The organism is Clostridium moutaii, assembly GCF_041205085.1.
GTDB classification, from domain to species: Bacteria; Bacillota; Clostridia; order Clostridiales; family Clostridiaceae; genus Clostridium_B; species Clostridium_B moutaii.
Genome location: NZ_JBGEWD010000003.1, coordinates 88,343 through 108,330 on the forward strand (window position 1 = coordinate 88,343; position 19,988 = coordinate 108,330).

20 protein-coding genes are annotated in these 19,988 nt (G+C 32.3%); all 20 read left to right on the forward strand.

Annotated elements, in window-relative coordinates; translation table 11 throughout:
* Positions 1-17: 17 nt before the first annotated feature.
* The 20 genes from ruvX to nrdR all read left to right on the forward strand — a co-directional run bounded on the left by ruvX (position 18) and on the right by nrdR (position 19,976).
* Entirely contained in the window at positions 18-431 is a 414-nt protein-coding gene (ruvX, locus tag AB8U03_RS04765) for a Holliday junction resolvase RuvX (RefSeq protein ID WP_369703552.1), read from the forward strand.
* 46 nt (positions 432-477) lie between these two features.
* Complete coding sequence (locus AB8U03_RS04770; RefSeq protein ID WP_369703409.1) at positions 478-729, forward strand: DUF1292 domain-containing protein; 252 nt, start codon at positions 478-480, stop codon at positions 727-729.
* 156 nt (positions 730-885) lie between these two features.
* Positions 886-1,350: a Fur family transcriptional regulator gene (locus AB8U03_RS04775; RefSeq protein WP_369703410.1), complete on the forward strand. Its 465-nt coding sequence runs from the start codon at positions 886-888 to the stop codon at positions 1,348-1,350.
* Between the two features lie 164 nt (positions 1,351-1,514).
* A complete protein-coding gene (locus AB8U03_RS04780) occupies positions 1,515-3,182 on the forward strand; it encodes a ribonuclease J (RefSeq protein WP_369703411.1) in 1,668 nt (555 codons plus the stop codon).
* A 29-nt stretch (positions 3,183-3,211) separates the two neighbouring features.
* Positions 3,212-3,580, forward strand: coding sequence for a YlbF family regulator (locus tag AB8U03_RS04785; protein ID WP_369703412.1), 369 nt, complete (start codon positions 3,212-3,214; stop codon positions 3,578-3,580).
* A gap of 164 nt (positions 3,581-3,744) precedes the next feature.
* Positions 3,745-5,568: a translational GTPase TypA gene (gene typA / locus AB8U03_RS04790; protein WP_369703413.1), complete on the forward strand. Its 1,824-nt coding sequence runs from the start codon at positions 3,745-3,747 to the stop codon at positions 5,566-5,568.
* Positions 5,569-5,583: 15 nt separating this feature from the next.
* On the forward strand, positions 5,584-6,609 hold the full coding sequence (gene mltG / locus AB8U03_RS04795; protein WP_369703414.1) for an endolytic transglycosylase MltG: 1,026 nt from the start codon (positions 5,584-5,586) through the stop codon (positions 6,607-6,609).
* A gap of 17 nt (positions 6,610-6,626) precedes the next feature.
* Entirely contained in the window at positions 6,627-7,274 is a 648-nt protein-coding gene (locus AB8U03_RS04800) for an O-methyltransferase (RefSeq protein WP_369703415.1), read from the forward strand.
* Between the two features lies 1 nt (position 7,275).
* A complete protein-coding gene (locus AB8U03_RS04805) occupies positions 7,276-8,499 on the forward strand; it encodes a peptidase U32 family protein (RefSeq protein ID WP_369703416.1) in 1,224 nt (407 codons plus the stop codon).
* A gap of 78 nt (positions 8,500-8,577) precedes the next feature.
* A complete protein-coding gene (locus AB8U03_RS04810; RefSeq protein ID WP_369703417.1) occupies positions 8,578-10,239 on the forward strand; it encodes a penicillin-binding transpeptidase domain-containing protein in 1,662 nt (553 codons plus the stop codon).
* Between the two features lie 104 nt (positions 10,240-10,343).
* Positions 10,344-11,045 (forward strand): RNA polymerase sporulation sigma factor SigK, encoded by a 702-nt coding sequence (sigK, locus tag AB8U03_RS04815; protein ID WP_369703418.1) that lies wholly within the window; start codon positions 10,344-10,346, stop codon positions 11,043-11,045.
* A 341-nt stretch (positions 11,046-11,386) separates the two neighbouring features.
* The gene (locus AB8U03_RS04820; protein ID WP_369703419.1) at positions 11,387-12,442 is read left to right on the forward strand and encodes a type IV pilus twitching motility protein PilT; all 1,056 of its coding nucleotides are present in this window, start codon (positions 11,387-11,389) and stop codon (positions 12,440-12,442) included.
* 117 nt (positions 12,443-12,559) lie between these two features.
* On the forward strand, positions 12,560-13,834 hold the full coding sequence (locus AB8U03_RS04825) for a glycosyltransferase family 2 protein (protein WP_369703420.1): 1,275 nt from the start codon (positions 12,560-12,562) through the stop codon (positions 13,832-13,834).
* A gap of 195 nt (positions 13,835-14,029) precedes the next feature.
* Positions 14,030-15,304, forward strand: coding sequence for a cell division protein FtsA (gene ftsA / locus AB8U03_RS04830; protein WP_369703421.1), 1,275 nt, complete (start codon positions 14,030-14,032; stop codon positions 15,302-15,304).
* Positions 15,305-15,323: 19 nt separating this feature from the next.
* Positions 15,324-16,442, forward strand: coding sequence for a cell division protein FtsZ (gene ftsZ, locus AB8U03_RS04835; RefSeq protein ID WP_369703422.1), 1,119 nt, complete (start codon positions 15,324-15,326; stop codon positions 16,440-16,442).
* Between the two features lie 215 nt (positions 16,443-16,657).
* A complete protein-coding gene (gene spoIIGA, locus AB8U03_RS04840) occupies positions 16,658-17,455 on the forward strand; it encodes a sigma-E processing peptidase SpoIIGA (protein ID WP_369703423.1) in 798 nt (265 codons plus the stop codon).
* A 50-nt stretch (positions 17,456-17,505) separates the two neighbouring features.
* The gene (gene sigE / locus AB8U03_RS04845; protein ID WP_369703424.1) at positions 17,506-18,213 is read left to right on the forward strand and encodes an RNA polymerase sporulation sigma factor SigE; all 708 of its coding nucleotides are present in this window, start codon (positions 17,506-17,508) and stop codon (positions 18,211-18,213) included.
* A 73-nt stretch (positions 18,214-18,286) separates the two neighbouring features.
* Positions 18,287-19,060 (forward strand): RNA polymerase sporulation sigma factor SigG, encoded by a 774-nt coding sequence (gene sigG, locus AB8U03_RS04850; RefSeq protein ID WP_369703425.1) that lies wholly within the window; start codon positions 18,287-18,289, stop codon positions 19,058-19,060.
* 64 nt (positions 19,061-19,124) lie between these two features.
* On the forward strand, positions 19,125-19,394 hold the full coding sequence (locus AB8U03_RS04855) for a YlmC/YmxH family sporulation protein (RefSeq protein WP_369703426.1): 270 nt from the start codon (positions 19,125-19,127) through the stop codon (positions 19,392-19,394).
* Positions 19,395-19,520: 126 nt separating this feature from the next.
* Entirely contained in the window at positions 19,521-19,976 is a 456-nt protein-coding gene (gene nrdR / locus AB8U03_RS04860; protein ID WP_369703427.1) for a transcriptional regulator NrdR, read from the forward strand.
* The last annotated feature ends 12 nt before the right edge of the window (positions 19,977-19,988 follow it).

Here is a 19,988-nt window from a genome sequence, read left to right on the forward strand (position 1 = left end):
TTGAGGAGAGTGAAAATGTGAGAATACTGGGACTGGATATAGGCGATAGGACTATAGGTGTTGCACTAAGTGATCCATTGGGATTTACGGCACAGGGAGTCACCACTATAAGGAGAAGAAACGAGGAAAGGGATATTGATGAGCTGAAAGCTGTTTGTGAAAAGTATAATGTAGAACTGATTGTCTCTGGACTTCCTAAAAATATGAATGGAACACTGGGGCCTCAGAGTGAAAAGGTAATAAAATTTTGCAAAAGCATAGAAGAATTTATAAAGTTGCCAGTAAAGATGTGGGATGAAAGACTAACCACTGTGGCAGCCAATAGAGCTATGCTGGAAGGGGACTTATCCAGAGCAAAGAGAAAAAAGATAGTGGATAAAATGGCAGCTACGTATATTTTACAGGGATATTTAGACAGCATTTCAAAATGATTGCTTTTGTGGAGCCGATTTTTAATTTAAGAGGGGTAAAACTTATATGGAAAATGATATTGAAAATTTAGTGCTGGAAGATGAGAATGGAAAAAAAGTTAAATTTGAAGTGATTACTAAATTGGATATAGAGGACAGAGAATATGTTATTGCAATGCCTGAAGAATGTAAAGAATCAGAGGAAGCCATAGTGCTTAAAATAATAGAAGATGGAAATGGAGAAGAAATTTTTGCAACGGTAGAAGATGAAGATGAATTTAATGAGGTTTCAGGGGTATATGAGACTTTATTTCAATAGCTGTCCAATTAATATTAAAATTAGAAGCTTCATAAAGTGAGACTTTTAATTTTAGTATTAATTGATTTTCAATTGACAATGGTTTTATACTATATTAGACTTGTACTATATAAATTTTGGAAATATTTTAAATTTAAGTTGAAATGGGGTATAGTGATGTCAAAGCTTTCCTCTTCAGAAATAGAGAGATTAAAAAATAGCTTAAAGGAAAAGGGGTATAAACTTACACCTCAGAGAAGAGCTGTAGTTGATATTATAATAAGAAATGAGGGTCAGCACTTAACAACGGAAGAAATATATGATCAAGTTAGAGGTGAATGTCCCGAAATTGGTTTAGCTACAGTGTATAGAACAGTACAACTTCTAGATGATATAGGAGTCATATGCAAATTGGATTTAGATGATGGGTGTAACAGATATGAAATAATACACAAGGAAGAAAATCACCAGCATCATCATTTAATATGCACTAAATGTTCGAAGATAATAGAGGTAACGGATGATCTTTTGGAACCTCTGGAAAGAAAAATAGAAAAAAAATATGATTTTAAAATTTTAAATCACAGTTTAAAATTTTATGGAATATGCAGCGACTGTAAAAAGTCAGGCAAATACAAATAATAATTGCAATTTGTATATCTATGGGGAACTATTTAGCAGAAAATGTGGGTTCGGTGTATTTTGAAATTTAATATTCATACTGCGTTATGAATGGTTTATTCATAAGTTACATATTACTAGTTGCAGAAATAATAAAATAAATTAAATAAGGAGGAAAGATTTTTTTGCGAAAGGAAAAAGATAAAGTAAAAATTATTCCATTAGGTGGACTAAGTGAGATAGGAAAGAATCTTACAGTGATAGAATACAAAGACGAGATAATAGTGATTGATTGTGGCTTGAAATTTCCAGATGAAGAGATGCTGGGAATTGACATAGTTATACCTGATATCACCTATCTTAAAAAGAATGTAAATAAGGTGAAGGGTATATTTTTAACTCATGGTCATGAAGATCACATAGGAGCGTTGCCCTATGTGTTAAGGGAGATTAATGTACCGGTATATGGCACTAAATTGACGCTAGGTATTGTTGAATCCAAATTAAAAGAGCATAATTTAAATGACGTAGTGGATTTAAAATGTGTAAAGGCAAAAGATGTGATTAAATTAGATAACATGTCTGTGGAATTTATAAGAACCAGTCACAGTATAGCTGATTCCATGGCCATTGCAGTTTATACTCCTGTGGGGATCATACTTCATACCGGGGACTTTAAAGTGGATTACACGCCTATTGATGGTAGTGTAATTGATTTAGCTAGATTTGCAGAACTTGGGAAAAGAGGAGTAACTGTTATGTTGGCGGATAGTACCAATGTAGAGAGACCTGGATATACTATGTCCGAGAGGACTGTAGGACAGACATTTCAAAAGTTTTTTGCTGTGGCAAAGAGCAGGATAATAGTTGCAACTTTTGCATCCAATATTCACAGAATACAACAGGTAATTACAGCTGCTGAGAAATATGACAGAAAGGTGGCAATTTCCGGAAGAAGCATGGAAAACATAATGGAAGTAGCCATGAATTTGGGATATATAGATATTAAGAAAAATACACTTATCAATATAGACAATATAAATAAATATCCTGGGAACAAAATAGCTATAATAACTACGGGAAGTCAGGGAGAGCCAATGTCGGCACTTTCGAGAATGGCAGCTTCCGAGCATAAAAAAGTAAATATTATTCCAGGAGATACAATAATAATTTCAGCAAACCCTATACCTGGAAATGAAAAACTAGTTTCCAGAGTTATAAATCAATTATTTAAAAAGGGAGCAGAGGTAATATATGAGGCATTGGCCGATGTTCATGTATCCGGGCATGCATGTCAGGAAGAATTAAAACTTATGCACACTCTTGTGAAACCTAAGTTTTTTATGCCCGTACATGGAGAATACAGACATTTAAAGCAGCATGCAGACCTAGCAATGAATCTTGGACTTAATCCGAATAATGTGGTTATAGCAGATAATGGAGATGTTATAGAAGTTTCCAGAGATTCCATAAGAAAAACTGGAACAGTGGTATCCGGTCAGGTTTTTGTAGATGGACTTGGAGTTGGAGATGTGGGAAATATAGTTTTAAGGGACAGAAGACATCTTTCTCAAGATGGAATACTTACAGTGGTAATTACAATTGAAAAAGAAACGGGTACTGTTATTGCGGGACCTGATATAATATCCAGAGGTTTTGTTTATGTTAGGGAATCAGAGGATCTAATGGAAGAAGCAAGAGAACTTGTACGGGGTGCTTTGAAAAATTGCCAGGAAAAACATATTACAGAATGGTCAAGCATAAAATCCAATGTAAAAGAAGTACTTAGATCATTTCTCTATGAAAAGACAAAGAGAAAACCTATGATATTGCCAATAATTATGGAAATATAATATTGTATTAAATGGGAGAATATTTTACAATGAGTATATATGATAAAGCAAGGGAACTTGCAGAAGAACTTAAGAGAAGTGATGAGGTTGTAACACTTCAAAAACTTAGTAAAAAAATAGAAGAAAATGAAGATTATAAAACAATGTTGGGTGATTTTAGAAAAATTCAGATGGAAGCATATTCAGAGCAGGTTCAAAATGGAAAGATTTCAGATGAGGTTATGAAAAAATTCAAAAATATAGGAGCTATAATTTCCGCTAATTCCTCTGTAAATGAATATATACAGTCAGAACAAAAATTTAGTATCATGTGGCAGGATATACTGAAGATATTAAATGATGCCATAGGAATAGATTTTTCATTTGGAGAAGATAAAAATAAAGATAGCATACAGTGAAAACCGTTAACTGATGCTTTATAAAGTTGACTTTTTAATATTATGATATTAAAATGAATGTGGTAGCTCTAAATTGGATACAAAAAAGGTATCCAATTTTTTTGAGTGTTTATCGTGTATTTTAATATATTCGATAGGTTTAAGTATAAATTGGAGGAGTAAGAATGAATTTATTTACAAGAAATGATATAAGAAATGTGGCAATAATCGCCCATGTAGATCACGGCAAAACCACACTAGTAGATGCACTATTAAGACAGAGCAATATATTTAGGGCAAATGAAAAAGTTGAAGAAAGGGTTATGGATTCAAATGCAATTGAAAAAGAGAGAGGAATTACCATACTTTCAAAGAATACTTCAGTAACCCACAAAGGGATTAAAATCAATATTGTAGATACGCCGGGTCATGCGGATTTTGGCGGAGAAGTAGAGCGTGTACTTGAAATGGTAGACAGTGTTCTATTGGTGGTAGATGCTGCTGAAGGACCAATGCCACAGACAAAATTTGTTTTGAAAAAGGCATTGGAATTAAAACTAAAACCAATAGTTGTAATAAATAAAATAGATAAACCAGATGCAAGACCATCTGAGGTTTTAGACGAGGTATTTGATCTGTTTGTAGAATTGGGAGCTAGTGATGAACAGTTGGATTTCAGTGTAGTATACTGTTCGGCAAAGGCAGGATTTGCTAAAAAAGAGATGGAAGATAAATCTACTACTATGGAACCTCTTTTTGATACCATAATAAAAAATGTTTCGGCACCTCAGGGTTATTTGGATATGCCACTGCAGCTTCTCATAACAACTATAGATCACAATGAATATGTAGGCAGGATAGGCGTCGGCAAAATAACAAGAGGAAGTATAAAGAAAAATGAACCAGTTGTACTCATAAGAAAAGGAAATAAAGTAGAAAACGTGAAGGTATCCAACCTTTATTTGTATAATGGCTTGAAAAAAGAAGAGGTAGATAGTGCAAAATTGGGTGATATAGTAGCAGTTTCAGGGATTCCTGATATAAATATAGGTGAAACTATAGCTGATGCTTCAAGACCAGAAGCTCTTCCTTTTGTAGCTATAGATGAACCTACATTGACCATGAACTTTATGGTAAATGATTCACCATTTGCAGGTAAAGAAGGAGATTTTGTAACTTCAAGGCATCTGAGAGATAGACTAAAAAAGGAATTAGAAACCAATGTAGCACTTAAAGTAGAAGAAACTGATTCAGCGGATTGCTTTAAAGTAAGTGGAAGAGGGGAGCTTCATCTTTCGGTTTTAATAGAAACTATGAGAAGAGAAGGCTATGAATTTCAAGTTTCCAAGCCAACAGTTATATTTAAAGAAAGAGATGGAAAAAAATTAGAACCAATTGAATACCTTACTATAGATGTACCTGAAGAATTTATGGGCGTGGTTATGGAAAAACTGGGACCGAGAAAAGCTGAAATGGTAAATATGACTTCAGCGGTAAATGGATATACCAGATTGGAATTCAGAATACCCTCTAGAGGACTTATTGGATTTAGAAATGAATTTATGACTGATACTAAGGGTAATGGCATAATGAATCATGTACTGGATGGATATGAAGAATACAAGGGAGAAATACCAGGAAGAACAAGGGGATCACTTGTAGTGTTTGAACCAGGAGTATCTATAACTTATGGACTTTTTAACGCTCAGGAAAGAGGAATTTTATTTATAGGACCAGGAGTGGAAGTATATGAGGGAATGATAGCTGGTGAATGTTCAAGGGCAGATGATATAGAAGTAAATGTATGTAAGAAAAAACATCTGTCAAATACAAGATCATCAGGAGCTGATGATTCATTAAAATTAGTTCCTGTAACTGAAATGAGTCTGGAAAAGTCATTGGAATTTATAGCCTCAGATGAATTGGTGGAGATTACTCCCAAGAGTATAAGAATGAGAAAAAAAATATTAAATACAGATTTGAGAAAAAAGGCCATGAGAAGAAAATAGAAAGGGTTGTTGGTGGTGAAAAGAGACTTAAAAAAAAGTATTTTTTTACTCTGCAGTTTGGCTTTAATTATATTAATTGGTGGTATCTTATATTTTTGCTTTCAAAATATAAGATATCCACTTAAATTCAATGAAAAAGAAGTAAGTTTTCATGTAAAACAAAGGGAAAGCTTAGGGCAAGTTATAGATAATTTAAATGCTGACAAATTAATAAAAAGTCCACTTATACTAAAATGGTACGCAAATAAACATTTTGGCAATACTGAGGTAAAGCCAGGGACATATTCTTTTTCAAAAAATATAAATTTGGATAACTTTGCCATGTATTTGGAGAAGGGAATTACGGATGACAGACCTGTAAAGGTCATAATACCTGAGGGATATGATATAGAACAAATAGGAAATGCATTAGAAAAAAGTGGAGTAATAACTAGCTCGGATTTTATAAAAAGTTGTAAAGAATATAAACTTCCGAATTTTATAAAAAAGGATTCACAGAGAAGGTATGCCCTGGAAGGATATCTATTTCCAGATACATATAATTTTTTAAAGGGAAGTAGTGGAGAATATATAATTCAGGTAATGTTAAATAGGTTTTCTCAAGTTATGGATGAAATACAGAAAAATACTGGGAAGCAGTTAAAAGGCCAGGATATGGACAGAGTTATAATTATGGCTTCTATAGTGGAAAAAGAAGTGAAAAAGCCTGAGGAAAGAGGAAAAGCAGCTTCGGTATTTTATAACAGGTTAAATAAGAATATGAAGCTTCAATCCTGTGCTACGGTATTGTATGCATTGGGTGTACACAAGGATAAGGTGTATTATAAAGACTTACAGGTAAGTTCTCCTTATAATACCTATAAGGTAAATGGCCTTCCTGAAGGCCCTATATCCAATCCAGGAAGAGGATGCATTACGGCAGCTGTAAATCCAGATAAAACTAATTATCTTTATTTTGTTTCTAAAAATGACGGAACTCATTTTTTTACAGATAGTAATGAAAAGTTTTTAGATGTTAAAAAAATTACCCAGGGGGAATAACTTTTTTGGAGGTAAAAATGAGTGGGGTTGAGCATGAATATATAAAAGAATATATAGAATCTTTAATGTGTGATCATCAGGGAATATTAGGAGAGATGGAAGAGTATGCACTTAAAAATTCCATACCTATAGTGCAAAGAGAAACAGCAGGATTTTTGGAGCTTATGATAAATGTAAAAAAACCATTAAGGGTTCTTGAATTGGGAACTGCCATTGGATACTCTGCTATTTTAATGAGTTTGAGCTCTAATAAAAAAAATCATATAACTACTGTTGAAAGAGATAGAAATATGGTCGAAATTGCCAGAAAAAATATAAAAAAATATGAATTTCAGCAGTGCATAGATATTATTGAAGGAGATTGTTTGGAGGTACTTAAAAATATAGAGGGACAATTTGATTTTATATTTATAGATGCAGGAAAGGCACATTATAATCATTTTTTACCTTATTGTTTAAAACTTTTAGATGAAGAAGGTATAATAGTGGCAGATAATACATTATTTAGGGGAATGGTTGCGTCAGATGAGCTGGTGGAGAAAAGAAAAATAACTATAGTGAAGAGAATGAGAGAATACTTAAATATCATATCTGACCATAATAAATTTATAACTTCAATTATACCTATGGGAGATGGCATAGCTGTTACTATGAGGAGGAGTTGAAATGAAAAAACCAGAGCTATTGGCACCTGCAGGCAACCTGGAGAAGTTAAAGACTGCTGTGAACTTTGGAGCAGATGCAGTCTATCTGGGAGGAAGCAGGCTTAATTTAAGGGCATTTGCAGATAATTTTACAGATTATGAACTTATAGAAGGGATAAAGTATGTTCATGAAAGAGAAAAAAAAGTATTTGTAACTGTAAATGTATTTCCACATAATGATGATTTAGAGGGCTTGGAAGAGTATTTGAAAAAATTATATAAATTAGGTGTGGATGGAATAATTGTGTCAGATCCAGGGATAATAATGACTGCAAGGGAAGTTGTACCGGATTTGGAATTACATTTAAGCACTCAAAGCAATAATGTAAACTGGATGTCTGCTAGATTTTGGTATAAGCAGGGTATAAAGAGAATAGTTCTTGCAAGAGAACTTTCACTTAAAGAGATAAAACAGATAAGGCACCATTTGCCGGAGGACTGTGAAATAGAAGCCTTTGTTCATGGAGCAATGTGCATGTCTTATTCAGGAAGGTGTATGCTTTCAAACTATATGACAGGAAGAGATTCCAATAGGGGTCAGTGCGCCCAGCCCTGTCGATACAAGTATTATTTAATGGAAGAAAAAAGACCAGGAGAGTATTTCCCTGTGTTTGAAGATGCAGATGGGGATTATATATTAAACTCCAAGGATCTCTGCATGATAGAGCATATTCCGGAATTAATAGAGTCTGGTATAAATTCTTTTAAGATAGAAGGAAGAATGAAAAGTGCATATTATGTGGCTACTGTAGTTAAGGCCTATAGAAGGGCAATGGATTCCTATTTTGAAAATCCTGATTCATATGTGTTTGAAAAGAAATGGTTGGAGGATTTGATGAAGGCAAGTCACAGGACTTATTTTACAGGATTTTATTTTGGAGATACTGATAGTCAGATTTATGAAAATTCCTCTTATATAAGAGATTATGATATAGTTGGCATAGTGAAAAGTTATGATAATAAAACAGGCATAGTGGTTGTGGAACAGAGGAATAAAGTGTTTAGTGGAGATATTGTAGAGGTAGTTAGTCCAAAGGGAGATAACTTTAACATATATTTGAACAATATGAAAAATGAAGAGGGAGAAAACATAGAATCTGCTCCTGTCGCCCAAATGATATTTACTGCTGTAGTAAATAGAGGGTTAAAAAAAGGTGATATGTTGATAAAACCTAAAAATATATGAACAAAGACAATAAAATTATAACTCGCTGAATAAAATGCCTTATTTTGGATAGAAATTAGTCTAGATGAGGTGTTTTTTATGTTAAAGATAAATAGAAATACAATAAAAAAAAGACAATATATTCTATTTTCAATAATTATTTTAATATTTTCCGTATTGTATTTTAAAATAATAAAATTACAGTATTTTGGAAGTAATAAATTAAGTGTAATGGCAGATTCACAGTATTCTTATAAAGAGGACTTAACTGATGCAAACTATATCTTATATGATTGTAGTGGAAAACAGCTTATGAGCTATGATAAAAAATACTATGTGGTAATATCACCCAGTGTATTTTTAAAAGACAATGAAAATGTGGATTCAGAGAAGATGCTTACTTTAATTTATACCCTTAGAAATTATAACAGTGATTATGATTTATCTAAAGTTGGAGCATTAAATAGCAGTGAAAAATTATATTATGAAGTAGATGTCAGTACCTATAATAAATTGAAAGATATAAGTGGAATAAATGGAGTTTATACATATATATATTCTCCCATAAACAAGACTGGAATATGGAGTATAGAAAATCTGCTTGCAAATTCCAAGAGAACTGATAATAATCAAATGAAAAATAAAAACTCTTTGGAAATGCAGATATATGAAAAGACAAAGGATAATGAGAAACCTCAGGTTGTGTTTGAAAGAGATGTAGATGGAAAGATAATAGATAAAAAGGTAAATTATCCTGGAAATAATGTAAATGTAAGATTGACTGTGGATAAAAATATAGAAAGCAAGATAAAAGAAATATTAAATAATAGTGAAAATAAGAATTTTAGTCAAATAGGTGTAGTTTTGATGGAGGCAGATACGGGTAAAATAAAGGCTCTTGTACAAAAAGATGACAGTAAACCCAATGTAAATATGGGGGTTGCAACTAATCATGGCTTTTTCCCAGGCTCCATATTTAAAGTTATAGTAGAAGAAGCAGGCCTTGATGAAGGGAGTATAAGCGTAAATGATAAATTTACATGCAAAGGGCTATATGAGGAAAAAAATGAATCACATGGTACTTTGACGCCGGAAGAAGCATTGACCATATCCTGCAACGATGCATTTGCCCAAATAGGAAATAAAGTGGGATTTAATAATTTTTATGATAATGCAAGAAAACAGGGATTATTTCAAACAGCTTTGAACTTAGACAGTGAGAAGACAGGGATGTTTGAGGTGAAAACCCCAAGTTATGCTGATGGAAGCTTATCTCTTGCAGCTATAGGACAAAATATTAGGATAACTCCAATAGAAGCTATCAGTATACCAAATACAGTGATAAATAATGGAGTATATGTAAAACCATATATATTGGATGCCTATGTAGATGATAAAAATAGTACCATAGAGAAATTGGATACCACGAGTAATTCTGTAATAAAAAAATCTACGGCTCAGGAAATGAAAAAGCAGATGATAAATGTAGTAAAAAATGGTACGGGAAAATCTGCTTATATAGATGGCATGGAAGTAGGAGGAAAAACTGGAAGCACCCAGAGAATAGAATTGACAGGTAAAAATAAATCTGCAGAAGAACACTCCGATGGATGGTTTGTGGGATTTTTCAAGTCAAACGGGAAGTATTATTCCATGGTTGTATTTGTTAAGGATATAAATAAAGATAGTGAAAGCGGCGGAAATACTGCGGCTCCAATTTTTAAAGATATAGTCCTAAATACACAACAATACTTGAATTAAAATTGTCTGTTGTTTATGAAAAGTTAATTAAATTTATTTATATATGCACTTTTTGAAAAAGCTGCTCATAGTATATTAATAAGCACTATTAGGAGGAGCAGCCCGTGTTTATAACAAGTTACTTATTAGATATTATTGGGAATGTAGTATTTATGACAGCTTATGTCACAAATAATAACTCATTTCCGCAACCTCTAAGTGATGAAGAAGAAGCATATTATTTAAGAAAATTAAAAGAAGGGGATTTACTTGCTAAAAGTATTTTAGTGGAGAGAAATTTAAGACTGGTAGCACATATTGTAAAAAAGTATTCATATCCTGGAAAAGAAGTGGATGATTTAATTTCTATTGGAACTGTGGGACTAATCAAAGCAATAGACTCTTTTGACGGTTCCAAAGGAACTAGGTTGGCAACATATGCGGCAAAATGTATAGAAAATGAAATACTAATGCTTATAAGAAATAATAAAAAAATCAGAAATGAAGTGTATCTGCAAGATCCAATAGGCGTGGATAAAGAGGGAAATGAAATATCTTTAATGGATGTTCTGAGCAGCGATGAGGATTCTATAATTGAAATCGTAGAACAAAAAATACAGGTGAAAAAATTGTATTCTAAAATAAATACATGTTTATCCCAGAGGGAAAAGAGTGTTGTAGAAATGAGATATGGGCTTTTAGAGGGAAAGCCCAGGACTCAAAGGGAAATAGCAAAAATACTTGGAATATCCAGATCCTATGTATCAAGAATTGAGAAAAAGGCCTTGAAGAAGCTATACAAAGAATTAAATTATTGGACAAAATAATTTTAGCAGCAAATATAAAGATAAAACTTTTAATAAATTCCATGGTATATGTCATTGTATTTTGATTTATAAAATGTTCTAGTAAATTTATAATTGGTATGTACATGGAATTTATAATATTTTTCAATTGCATAATTTTTAATTCTATAATGGAAGTTCTGAATTTATTAAATAATTTTCATTAAAATAGAAATATATATAAAAGATAAAAGATAGATGACGAATATAGATAAGGAGAGCTTTACATAGAAAATTTTATTCCTGATTCAAATTGAAATGATAAACCTTATTTAAAAGTAGGATTTATTTGGGAATAAATGCCTGAGAAAGGGGATCTTAAAATGGTAGTACTGCAAGATCTATTAAAAGAAACTATTAAAGAAAATGCATCGGATTTACATCTAACAGTTGGGACACCTCCAGTCATAAGAGTAAATGGTGAACTTAAGAGATTGGGAAAAGAAAAACTTCAACCGGCAGATACTGAAAAATTTGCCAGGGAAATATTAGAAGAAGATTATGAAAGATACAATAAGATTGGAGAGGTCGATAGATCTTTTTCCATATCGGGACTTGGAAGATTTAGAGTAAACCTATTTAAACAAAGGGGGAGTTGTGCTGTTGCAATAAGGGTTATAGGCTTAAAAATACCTACTTTAAATGACCTCAAGCTTCCAGATGGAGTAAAAAAACTTTTAGATTGTAAAAGGGGATTAATTTTAGTAACAGGAGCTACAGGCTCAGGAAAAAGCACTACCTTGGCAGCTATGATAAATGAGATCAATTTTACTAGAGCTGCAAATATAATAACTCTTGAAGATCCAATAGAATATTTACATAAACATAATAAATCCATAATAAATCAAAGGGAAATAGGCAAGGACTCTTTAAGCTATGCCAATGCATTAAAATCGGTGCTTAGGGAAGATCCAGATGTGATTTTGGTGGGAGAAATGAGGGATCTTGAAACCATAGCTATTACCCTTACTGCAGCTGAAACAGGACACTTAGTATTTTCAACTTTACATACCATAGGTACTGCTAAGACCATAGATAGGATTGTAGATGTATTTCCACCTTATCAACAGCAGCAGGTAAAAATACAGTTGGCAGCGGTACTAAAGGGCGTAATATGCCAACAGCTCATACCTAAGTTGGATGGTAAAGGCAGAATACCGGCAATTGAAATTATGATTGCAACTACAGCTATTAAAAATATGATAAGAGAGGGGAAAACCCACCAGATAGAATCTTCAATGCAAACTGGAGCAAAATATGGAATGAAGACTATGGATATGTCACTGGCGGAGCTTTATAAAAATGGGCTCATATCCTATGAGTCTGCCATGGCCTATGCTATTGACAACAATATGCTTGCTAGAATAATTTCTCTATAGAATTAAATGTAAAGGGATAGAGTGTTGAGTTCTATCCCTTTTTGTGTATTATTTTAAATTGCTATAGTAATTAAATTTTATTTGTGCTAAAATAGCCTTGAATTAGGGGGGATTAAAGTGAGCATTTTCAAAGAATTAATTCATGATGTCTCTCGTGTTTTAACCTATACAGTTTATATAATATCAATGTATTACTTATGCATATCATTTTTTGGCATACTTAGAAAAAAGGATACTAAAGAGACAAAACCAAAAAGAAGTTTTGCATTGATTATAGCAGCTCACAATGAAGAGATTGTAATTGGTGATATTATAGAGAGTTTAAAAAGACTGGATTATCCTAAAAAATTATATGATATTTTTGTAATTGCCGATAATTGCACAGATAAAACTGCGTTGAAAGCAAGAAAAAAGGGAGCTTATGTGTATGAAAGAAATAGCATAGGAAAACGTGGCAAGGGGTATGCACTTGAGTGGATGTTTGATAAAATTTTTAATATGAAAAAAAAATATGATGATGTTGTAATATTTGATGCAGATAATCTTGTTCACAAAAACTTTTTAAAAGAAATGAATAAGCAACTTTCCAAGGGATATAAAGTTGTTCAAGGTTATCTAGACAGCAAAAATCCTGGTGATACTTGGATTACAGGCAGTTATTCAATAGCATTTTGGACCAATAATAGAATGTTTCAGCTGGCCAGGAGCAATTTAGGACTATCAGCTCAATTGGGGGGAACGGGTTTTTCCATAGATACGGACATTTTGAAGAAACTAGGTTGGGGTGCTACATGTCTTACGGAAGATTTGGAATTTACCTGCAAGCTAGTATTACATGGATATAAGGTGGGTTGGGCTCATGATGCTATAATATATGATGAAAAGCCACTTACCCTTTCACAATCGTGGAATCAGAGGAAAAGATGGATGCAGGGATTTACAGATGTATCCAGCAGATATTTTTTTAAACTTATTAAAAAATCCGCAAGGAACTGTAACTTTATATTGATGGATTGTGCCCTTTACAGCATTCAACCCATAATAACTGTGCTTATAGGAATTTCAGCTATAAGCGGTGGAGTTCAATATATGATGAAAACATTCAATTTGATATCTAATTTTAACACAATAATATATTCTATAAATTTTAATTTGTTTACGGTAGCAGTGGTATTACTTTCAATACTGCAATTTGTATATACTCCTTTTATATTGATTTTGGAGAAAAAATTGGATTTTAGAACATTTGTGTATTACATATTCTATCCATTGTATGCTATTACTTGGTTCCCAATTTCACTTCTAGGTATAATAGGTAAAAATAACAAGGAGTGGAATCATACTATTCATAGCCGAAGTATAAAGATAAAAGATTTGGAAAAAGCTAATTAAAAATAAATGGATTTTATCAAGGGAAGGACTGTAAGTCTTTTCCTTTTATTTTATGTTATAGAAAGAATAAATCAATATTATTTAACTGTATTTGAGATTTTATTGAAATGTGATAAAATATAAGAGGAAAATTAGACTTTTTGTGGAATATATATTTTTAATGGTTCTCTTTATACAAAGGAGGGAAATATTTTAATGAATGAATATATAGTCGGTATAGATATAGGTTCCTCTAATATTTGTGCTGCTGCTGGAAAAATGGACAAACATGCTGAAGTACAGATAATGGGCATAACTTCTTCAAAGTGTAGTGGTGTAAAAAGAGGAATAGTTGTAGATATAGATAGTACATCAGAATCTATAAAAGAATGTGTAAGTTCACTGGAAAGAATGGTGGACACGAAAATAACTGAAGCCTATATATCTCTACCAGGGGGAATAAGTGAGCTTATTTGGAATAAGGGGGTAGTTGCAGTATCTTCAGAAGATCGTGAGATAAAGAAAAATGATGTAAAAAGAGTTTTAAAAGCATCTAAAATAATTACGATTCCCAACGATAAAGAAATAATAGGGGTAATACCTCAACAGTACATAATTGACGGCTATGATAAAATAAAAGATCCTATAGGTATGAGCGGGTTAAGATTAGAGGTAGATGCACAGATAATACTTGCCCAATCAACTGTAGTAAATAATATTTTTAAAAGTGTAAATAAGGCTGGAATAAGAGTACTTGGAGTAGTATTTGAGCCTATAGCTATATCCGGTGTAGTATTGAAAGAAGAAGAAATTCAAAGAGGTATAGTTCTTATGGATATTGGTTCAGAATCCATAAACATTTATGTTTATGAAGGTGGAGATTTAAGAAGTGTAAGCACTTTACCTTTAGGTGGAAATATTATAACCAATGATATTGCGGTGTGCCTCAAAATTCCTGTTTCAGAAGCAGAAAAGCTTAAGATAAAGTATGGAAGTGTTGGCTCAGATTCACTTAAGGATAATTTTAAAATAGAGATAAATGCTAATTATAATAATAAGGTAAAGGTTGATTACAATATCTTAAATCAAGTTATAGAAGCTAGGGTTGAGGAGTTATTTTTATTAATAAATAAAGAAATAAGATTATCTGAGTATTTTGACAAGCTTTCCGGAGTAGTTATGGTGGGTGGTGGTATGGCACCGATAAATGGTGTAGTGGAGATTGGCAAAAGTATTCTGGGAAAACCTGTAAGAATTGGAATCCCTAAGTACATAGGAGCGGCAAGTCCATTGTATGCTACAGCAGTTGGAGTAGTAAGGGATGTTTCCAATTCTATGAAACTTAAAAATACCATGGATATGAATCCAACTAAAAATGATAATTTACCTGACTATAAAAAAATAATTGAAGATGAAGAAGAAACGAAAAAGGAAGATAAGAGCAATAGATTTATATCAAAAATAAAAGATTTTTTTACGGATTTTTTTTAATAAAGGAGGTAGAGGTATTATGTTAGATTTCGATGTTGATGTTCAACAGTTTGCTCAGATAAAAGTAATAGGATGTGGTGGCGGAGGAAACAATGCTGTAAATAGAATGATAAAAGAAGGATTAAAAAATGTTGAATTTATAGCTATAAATACAGATAAACAGGCACTGATGCTTTCACAGGCATCACAAAAAATACAGATAGGAGATAAACTTACCAAGGGTCTTGGGGCAGGGGCTAATCCAGAGATAGGACAGAAGGCTGCAGAAGAAAATAAAGATGAAATATCTCAGGCTATAAAGGGAGCAGATATGGTATTTATTACAGCTGGCATGGGTGGAGGAACTGGTACCGGAGCAGCACCTATAATTGCAGAGCTGGCTAAATCTATGGGAATACTTACTGTAGGTGTAGTTACCAAACCTTTCCCCTTTGAAGGCAGAAAGAGAATGCTGCATGCAGAAATGGGAATAAAAAATTTGAAGGAAAAAGTAGATACATTGGTTACCATTCCAAATGAAAGACTTCTTTCCGTAGTGGATAAAAAAACCACTTTAATGGAATCTTTTAAATTTGCCGATGATGTTTTAAGACAAGGTGTACAAGGTATATCAGATCTAATTACTATACCTGGACTTGTAAATCTGGACTTTGCAGACGTAAGAACAATTATGATAGATAAAGGTCTTGCACACATGGGTGTAGGCAAGGGAAATGGTGATAACAGGGCTCAAGATGCGGCAAAACAGGCAATATCAAGTCCTCTGCTCGAAACTTCAATAGTTGGTGCTACAGGGGTGCTTTTAAATATAACCGGCGGGCAGGATCTTGGGTTATTGGAAATAAATGAAGCTGCTGAAATAGTTCAAGAAGCGGCAGATCCTGATGCAAACATAATTTTTGGAGCTGTCATAGATGAGGATATAAAGGATGAAATAAGGATTACTGTAATAGCAACGGGTTTTGAATCAGATAAAGGAGAGGTCAAAAGAGAGACATCTTCGAAAACAGATGCAAATGTCTCTAAACCTATGGGTATAAGAGATAGTAGAAATGAAGCAGCTGCTTCTGTAGAATATGAAAAATTTAATGAGAATAATCTGGAAATACCTGCTTTCTTAAGAAGGCAGAAAAAGTGAGAAATTCACAGCTGGCAATCAATGTCAGCTGTGAATTTTTTTATTTAGCTGAAAATTTCAAGTGGTGAAAATCATAATAGGAATAAAAGGAAATTTTGTGACATATTATAGAAGATAAAAATATTGGCAGAAATTAAAAAATGACAAAATTTTGAAATGCATAGGTATATAATAAAAGCAAATAACAGGAAATAAGGGTGGAGGTGATTGCATATTTGGTTGTATATATAGACTTGCTAATCTTAATAAATTTAACAGTTGATTTTTTCTTGTTATATATTACTGGCAGAACTCTCAAATTAAAAATGAGATTTGGATTTATGTTTTTAGCAGCAGCCATAGGGAGTATTTATACAATTACGTTAGTTTGCCCAAGTTTAAGCTTGTTTTCCGCCTTTTATTTCAAAATCATAGTTTCAATTGTATTGGTTTATGTTTCTTTTGGCAATAGAGGTTTTATGGTTAATCTGAAAATATTATCGGTATTTATTCTCTATTCAATGCTGCTGGCGGGATTATGTATATTTATTCAATATAGCATATATTCTTACGTGGATGGCCCTATTATAATCAATTTTCCATATCAATGGCTTTTTATTTCACTTATGATATTGTATATAACTATTGACAGATTAGTGGTTTATGCCAAAGATAGGAATAGCTTGTATACACTAGTTTACAATGTGGATATTGTATTCAAAAATAAATGCGAAACCGTTAAGGCTTTCCTGGATACTGGAAATGAGCTTAGGGAACCAGTAACTAATTTACCAGTAATAATAGTTGAAAAATCTGTACTTGAAAATATAAATTTAGAAGGGGTATGTGAATTCTATATACCTTATAGGGTTATAAATGGTGAGTGTGGAAAACTTCAAGGTTTTAAACCCGATGTAATAAAAATAGATCTGGGAAAGGAAGTTAAATACAGGGAAGTTATAATTGCCATTTGTCAAGAAAAATTAAGTAAACTTGGTGATTATCATGCTCTTTTGTCCAGAGGAGTAATGTAATGTTCACAATTATATAAATAGTAAAAAACAATTGATAGTGGAGGATAATTATGCTTAAGTTAAAAATGTTATTGAACAGGATACTGGTAAAATTTAAATTTGTAATAAGAGATATATATTATATAGGTGGTAATGATGTACTGCCACCGCCTCTAAGTAAAAAGGAAGAAGAAGAATTGGTTTCAAAATTGGTTTCAGGAGATGAAAAGGTAAGGTCTACGCTTATAGAAAGAAATCTGCGATTAGTAGTTTACATAGCCAGAAAGTTTGAAAACACAGGGGTAAATGTGGAAGATCTGGTGTCAGTGGGAGCTATAGGACTTATAAAAGCAGTAAATACCTTTAATCCTGAAAAAAAAATAAAATTAGCTACTTATGCATCCCGATGTATAGAAAATGAAATACTTATGTATTTGAGAAGAAACAGCAAGGTAAAGGCGGAAATTTCTTTTTATGAACCTTTAAACGTGGACTGGGATGGTAATGAGTTACTGCTTTCTGATATTTTAGGCACTGATAATGATGTGGTATATAATTTTATAGAAGATGAGGTAGATAAACAACTTTTAGTTATTGCCATGAAAAAATTAAGTGACAGGGAAAAGGAAATAGTAAATTTGAGATTTGGATTGAACGGCAAAAAAGAAAGAACACAAAGGGAAGTTGCAGATTTACTTGGTATATCACAGTCCTATATTTCCAGACTTGAAAAGAGAATAATAAAAAGACTAAAAAAAGAAATAAATAAAATGTTATAAGGTTGTCTTTAGTATAAAATCTGGCCTCTTAGTAAATACTTAAAATGCTATATATTCTAAAGGGGCTGATTACATGATAATTAATAAGGTTGAGATTTGTGGCGTAAATACATCAAAATTGCCAGTTCTAAAAGGAAAGGAAATGAAAGAGCTTTTAATAAAAATGCAGCAAGGAGACAATAGTGCTAGAGAAAAATTTATAAAAGGCAATTTAAGATTGGTGTTAAGTGTAATACAGAGGTTTAACAATAGGGGAGAAAATGTAGATGATCTATTTCAAGTAGGATGTATAGGACTTATGAAAGCTATTGACAACTTTGATTTAAGTCAAAATGTTAAATTTTCAACTTATGCGGTTCCTATGATTATAGGTGAGATAAGAAGATACTTGAGGGACAACAACTCAATAAGAGTAAGTAGATCACTTAGAGACATTGCCTATAGAGCACTTCAAGTTAGAGATAGATTAATAAGAGAAAATAACAAGGAACCAACTATATCTCAAATAGCTAAGGAATTACAAATACCTAGAGAAGAGGTGGTATTTGCATTAGATGCAATTCAGGATCCGGTATCTTTATTTGAACCCATATATCATGATGGAGGAGATGCCATTTATGTAATGGATCAGATAAGTGATACTAAAAATGTAGATGAAAATTGGCTTGAAAATATAGCTATAAAGGAAGCTATGAAAAAATTAAACAATAGGGAAAAATTGATTCTTAATTTGAGATTTTTTGATGGGAGAACTCAAATGGAGGTGGCAGATGAAATAGGAATATCTCAAGCTCAAGTATCTAGGCTGGAAAAGACTGCATTAAGGCACATGAGGAATTATATATAAGAGCTAAAGATATATTAAATTGAATTTTTGTGTTTTATAAAAAAGGATGGAGGGGTGTACATATATGGATATGGAAGGTGATTTATTTTCCTTAACTAATTTAAAAGATATGGAAATTATAGATGTAAACACTGGTACAAAATTGGGGTTTATAAAGGATTTAAAGATAGACTGTGACGAACATAGAATAATATCTGTTGTTTTGCCTTCTCAGACTTCTAAAATATCCTTATTTAGCAAAAATGAAGATATAGAAGTACCCTGGGAAAATATAAAAAAAATAGGGGTGGATGTAATTTTAATAGATGGAGAAAAATTGGCAGATAAAGTTTAAAAAAATTCTGTATTATCTAAATAAAATCATAGTGTAAATTGCAATAATTAAAATAAATAGTAGAATCTTCAGCAAAAAGGTGTATAATTACTTATATATTATATTATACAAAGGACGTGAATTAAGGTGAAATGCCCTTATTGTGGATATGGAGAAAGTAAGGTAGTGGACTCTAGATCTACAGATGATGATATGGCTATAAGGAGACGAAGAGAGTGTTTAAACTGTAATAAAAGATATACTACTTATGAAAAAATTGAAAATGTACCATTGTTAGTCATAAAGAAAGATATGAATAGAGAGTATTTTGATAGAAATAAAATATTGAACGGACTTATAAAGGCATGTCAAAAGCGACCTGTTTCAAGAAAACAAATTGAGAGCATAGCAGATGAAGTGGAGAAAAAAATAAATAATAAAATGCTTACGGAGATAAGTTCTTCTGAAATAGGAGAAATGATTATGGAGAGCTTAAAAAAGGTGGATGAAGTATCTTATGTAAGATTCGCATCTGTTTACAGACAATTCAAAGATATAAATACTTTTATGGAAGAGATAAAAAATCTTATTTCCAATAAATAAAATGGTATGCAC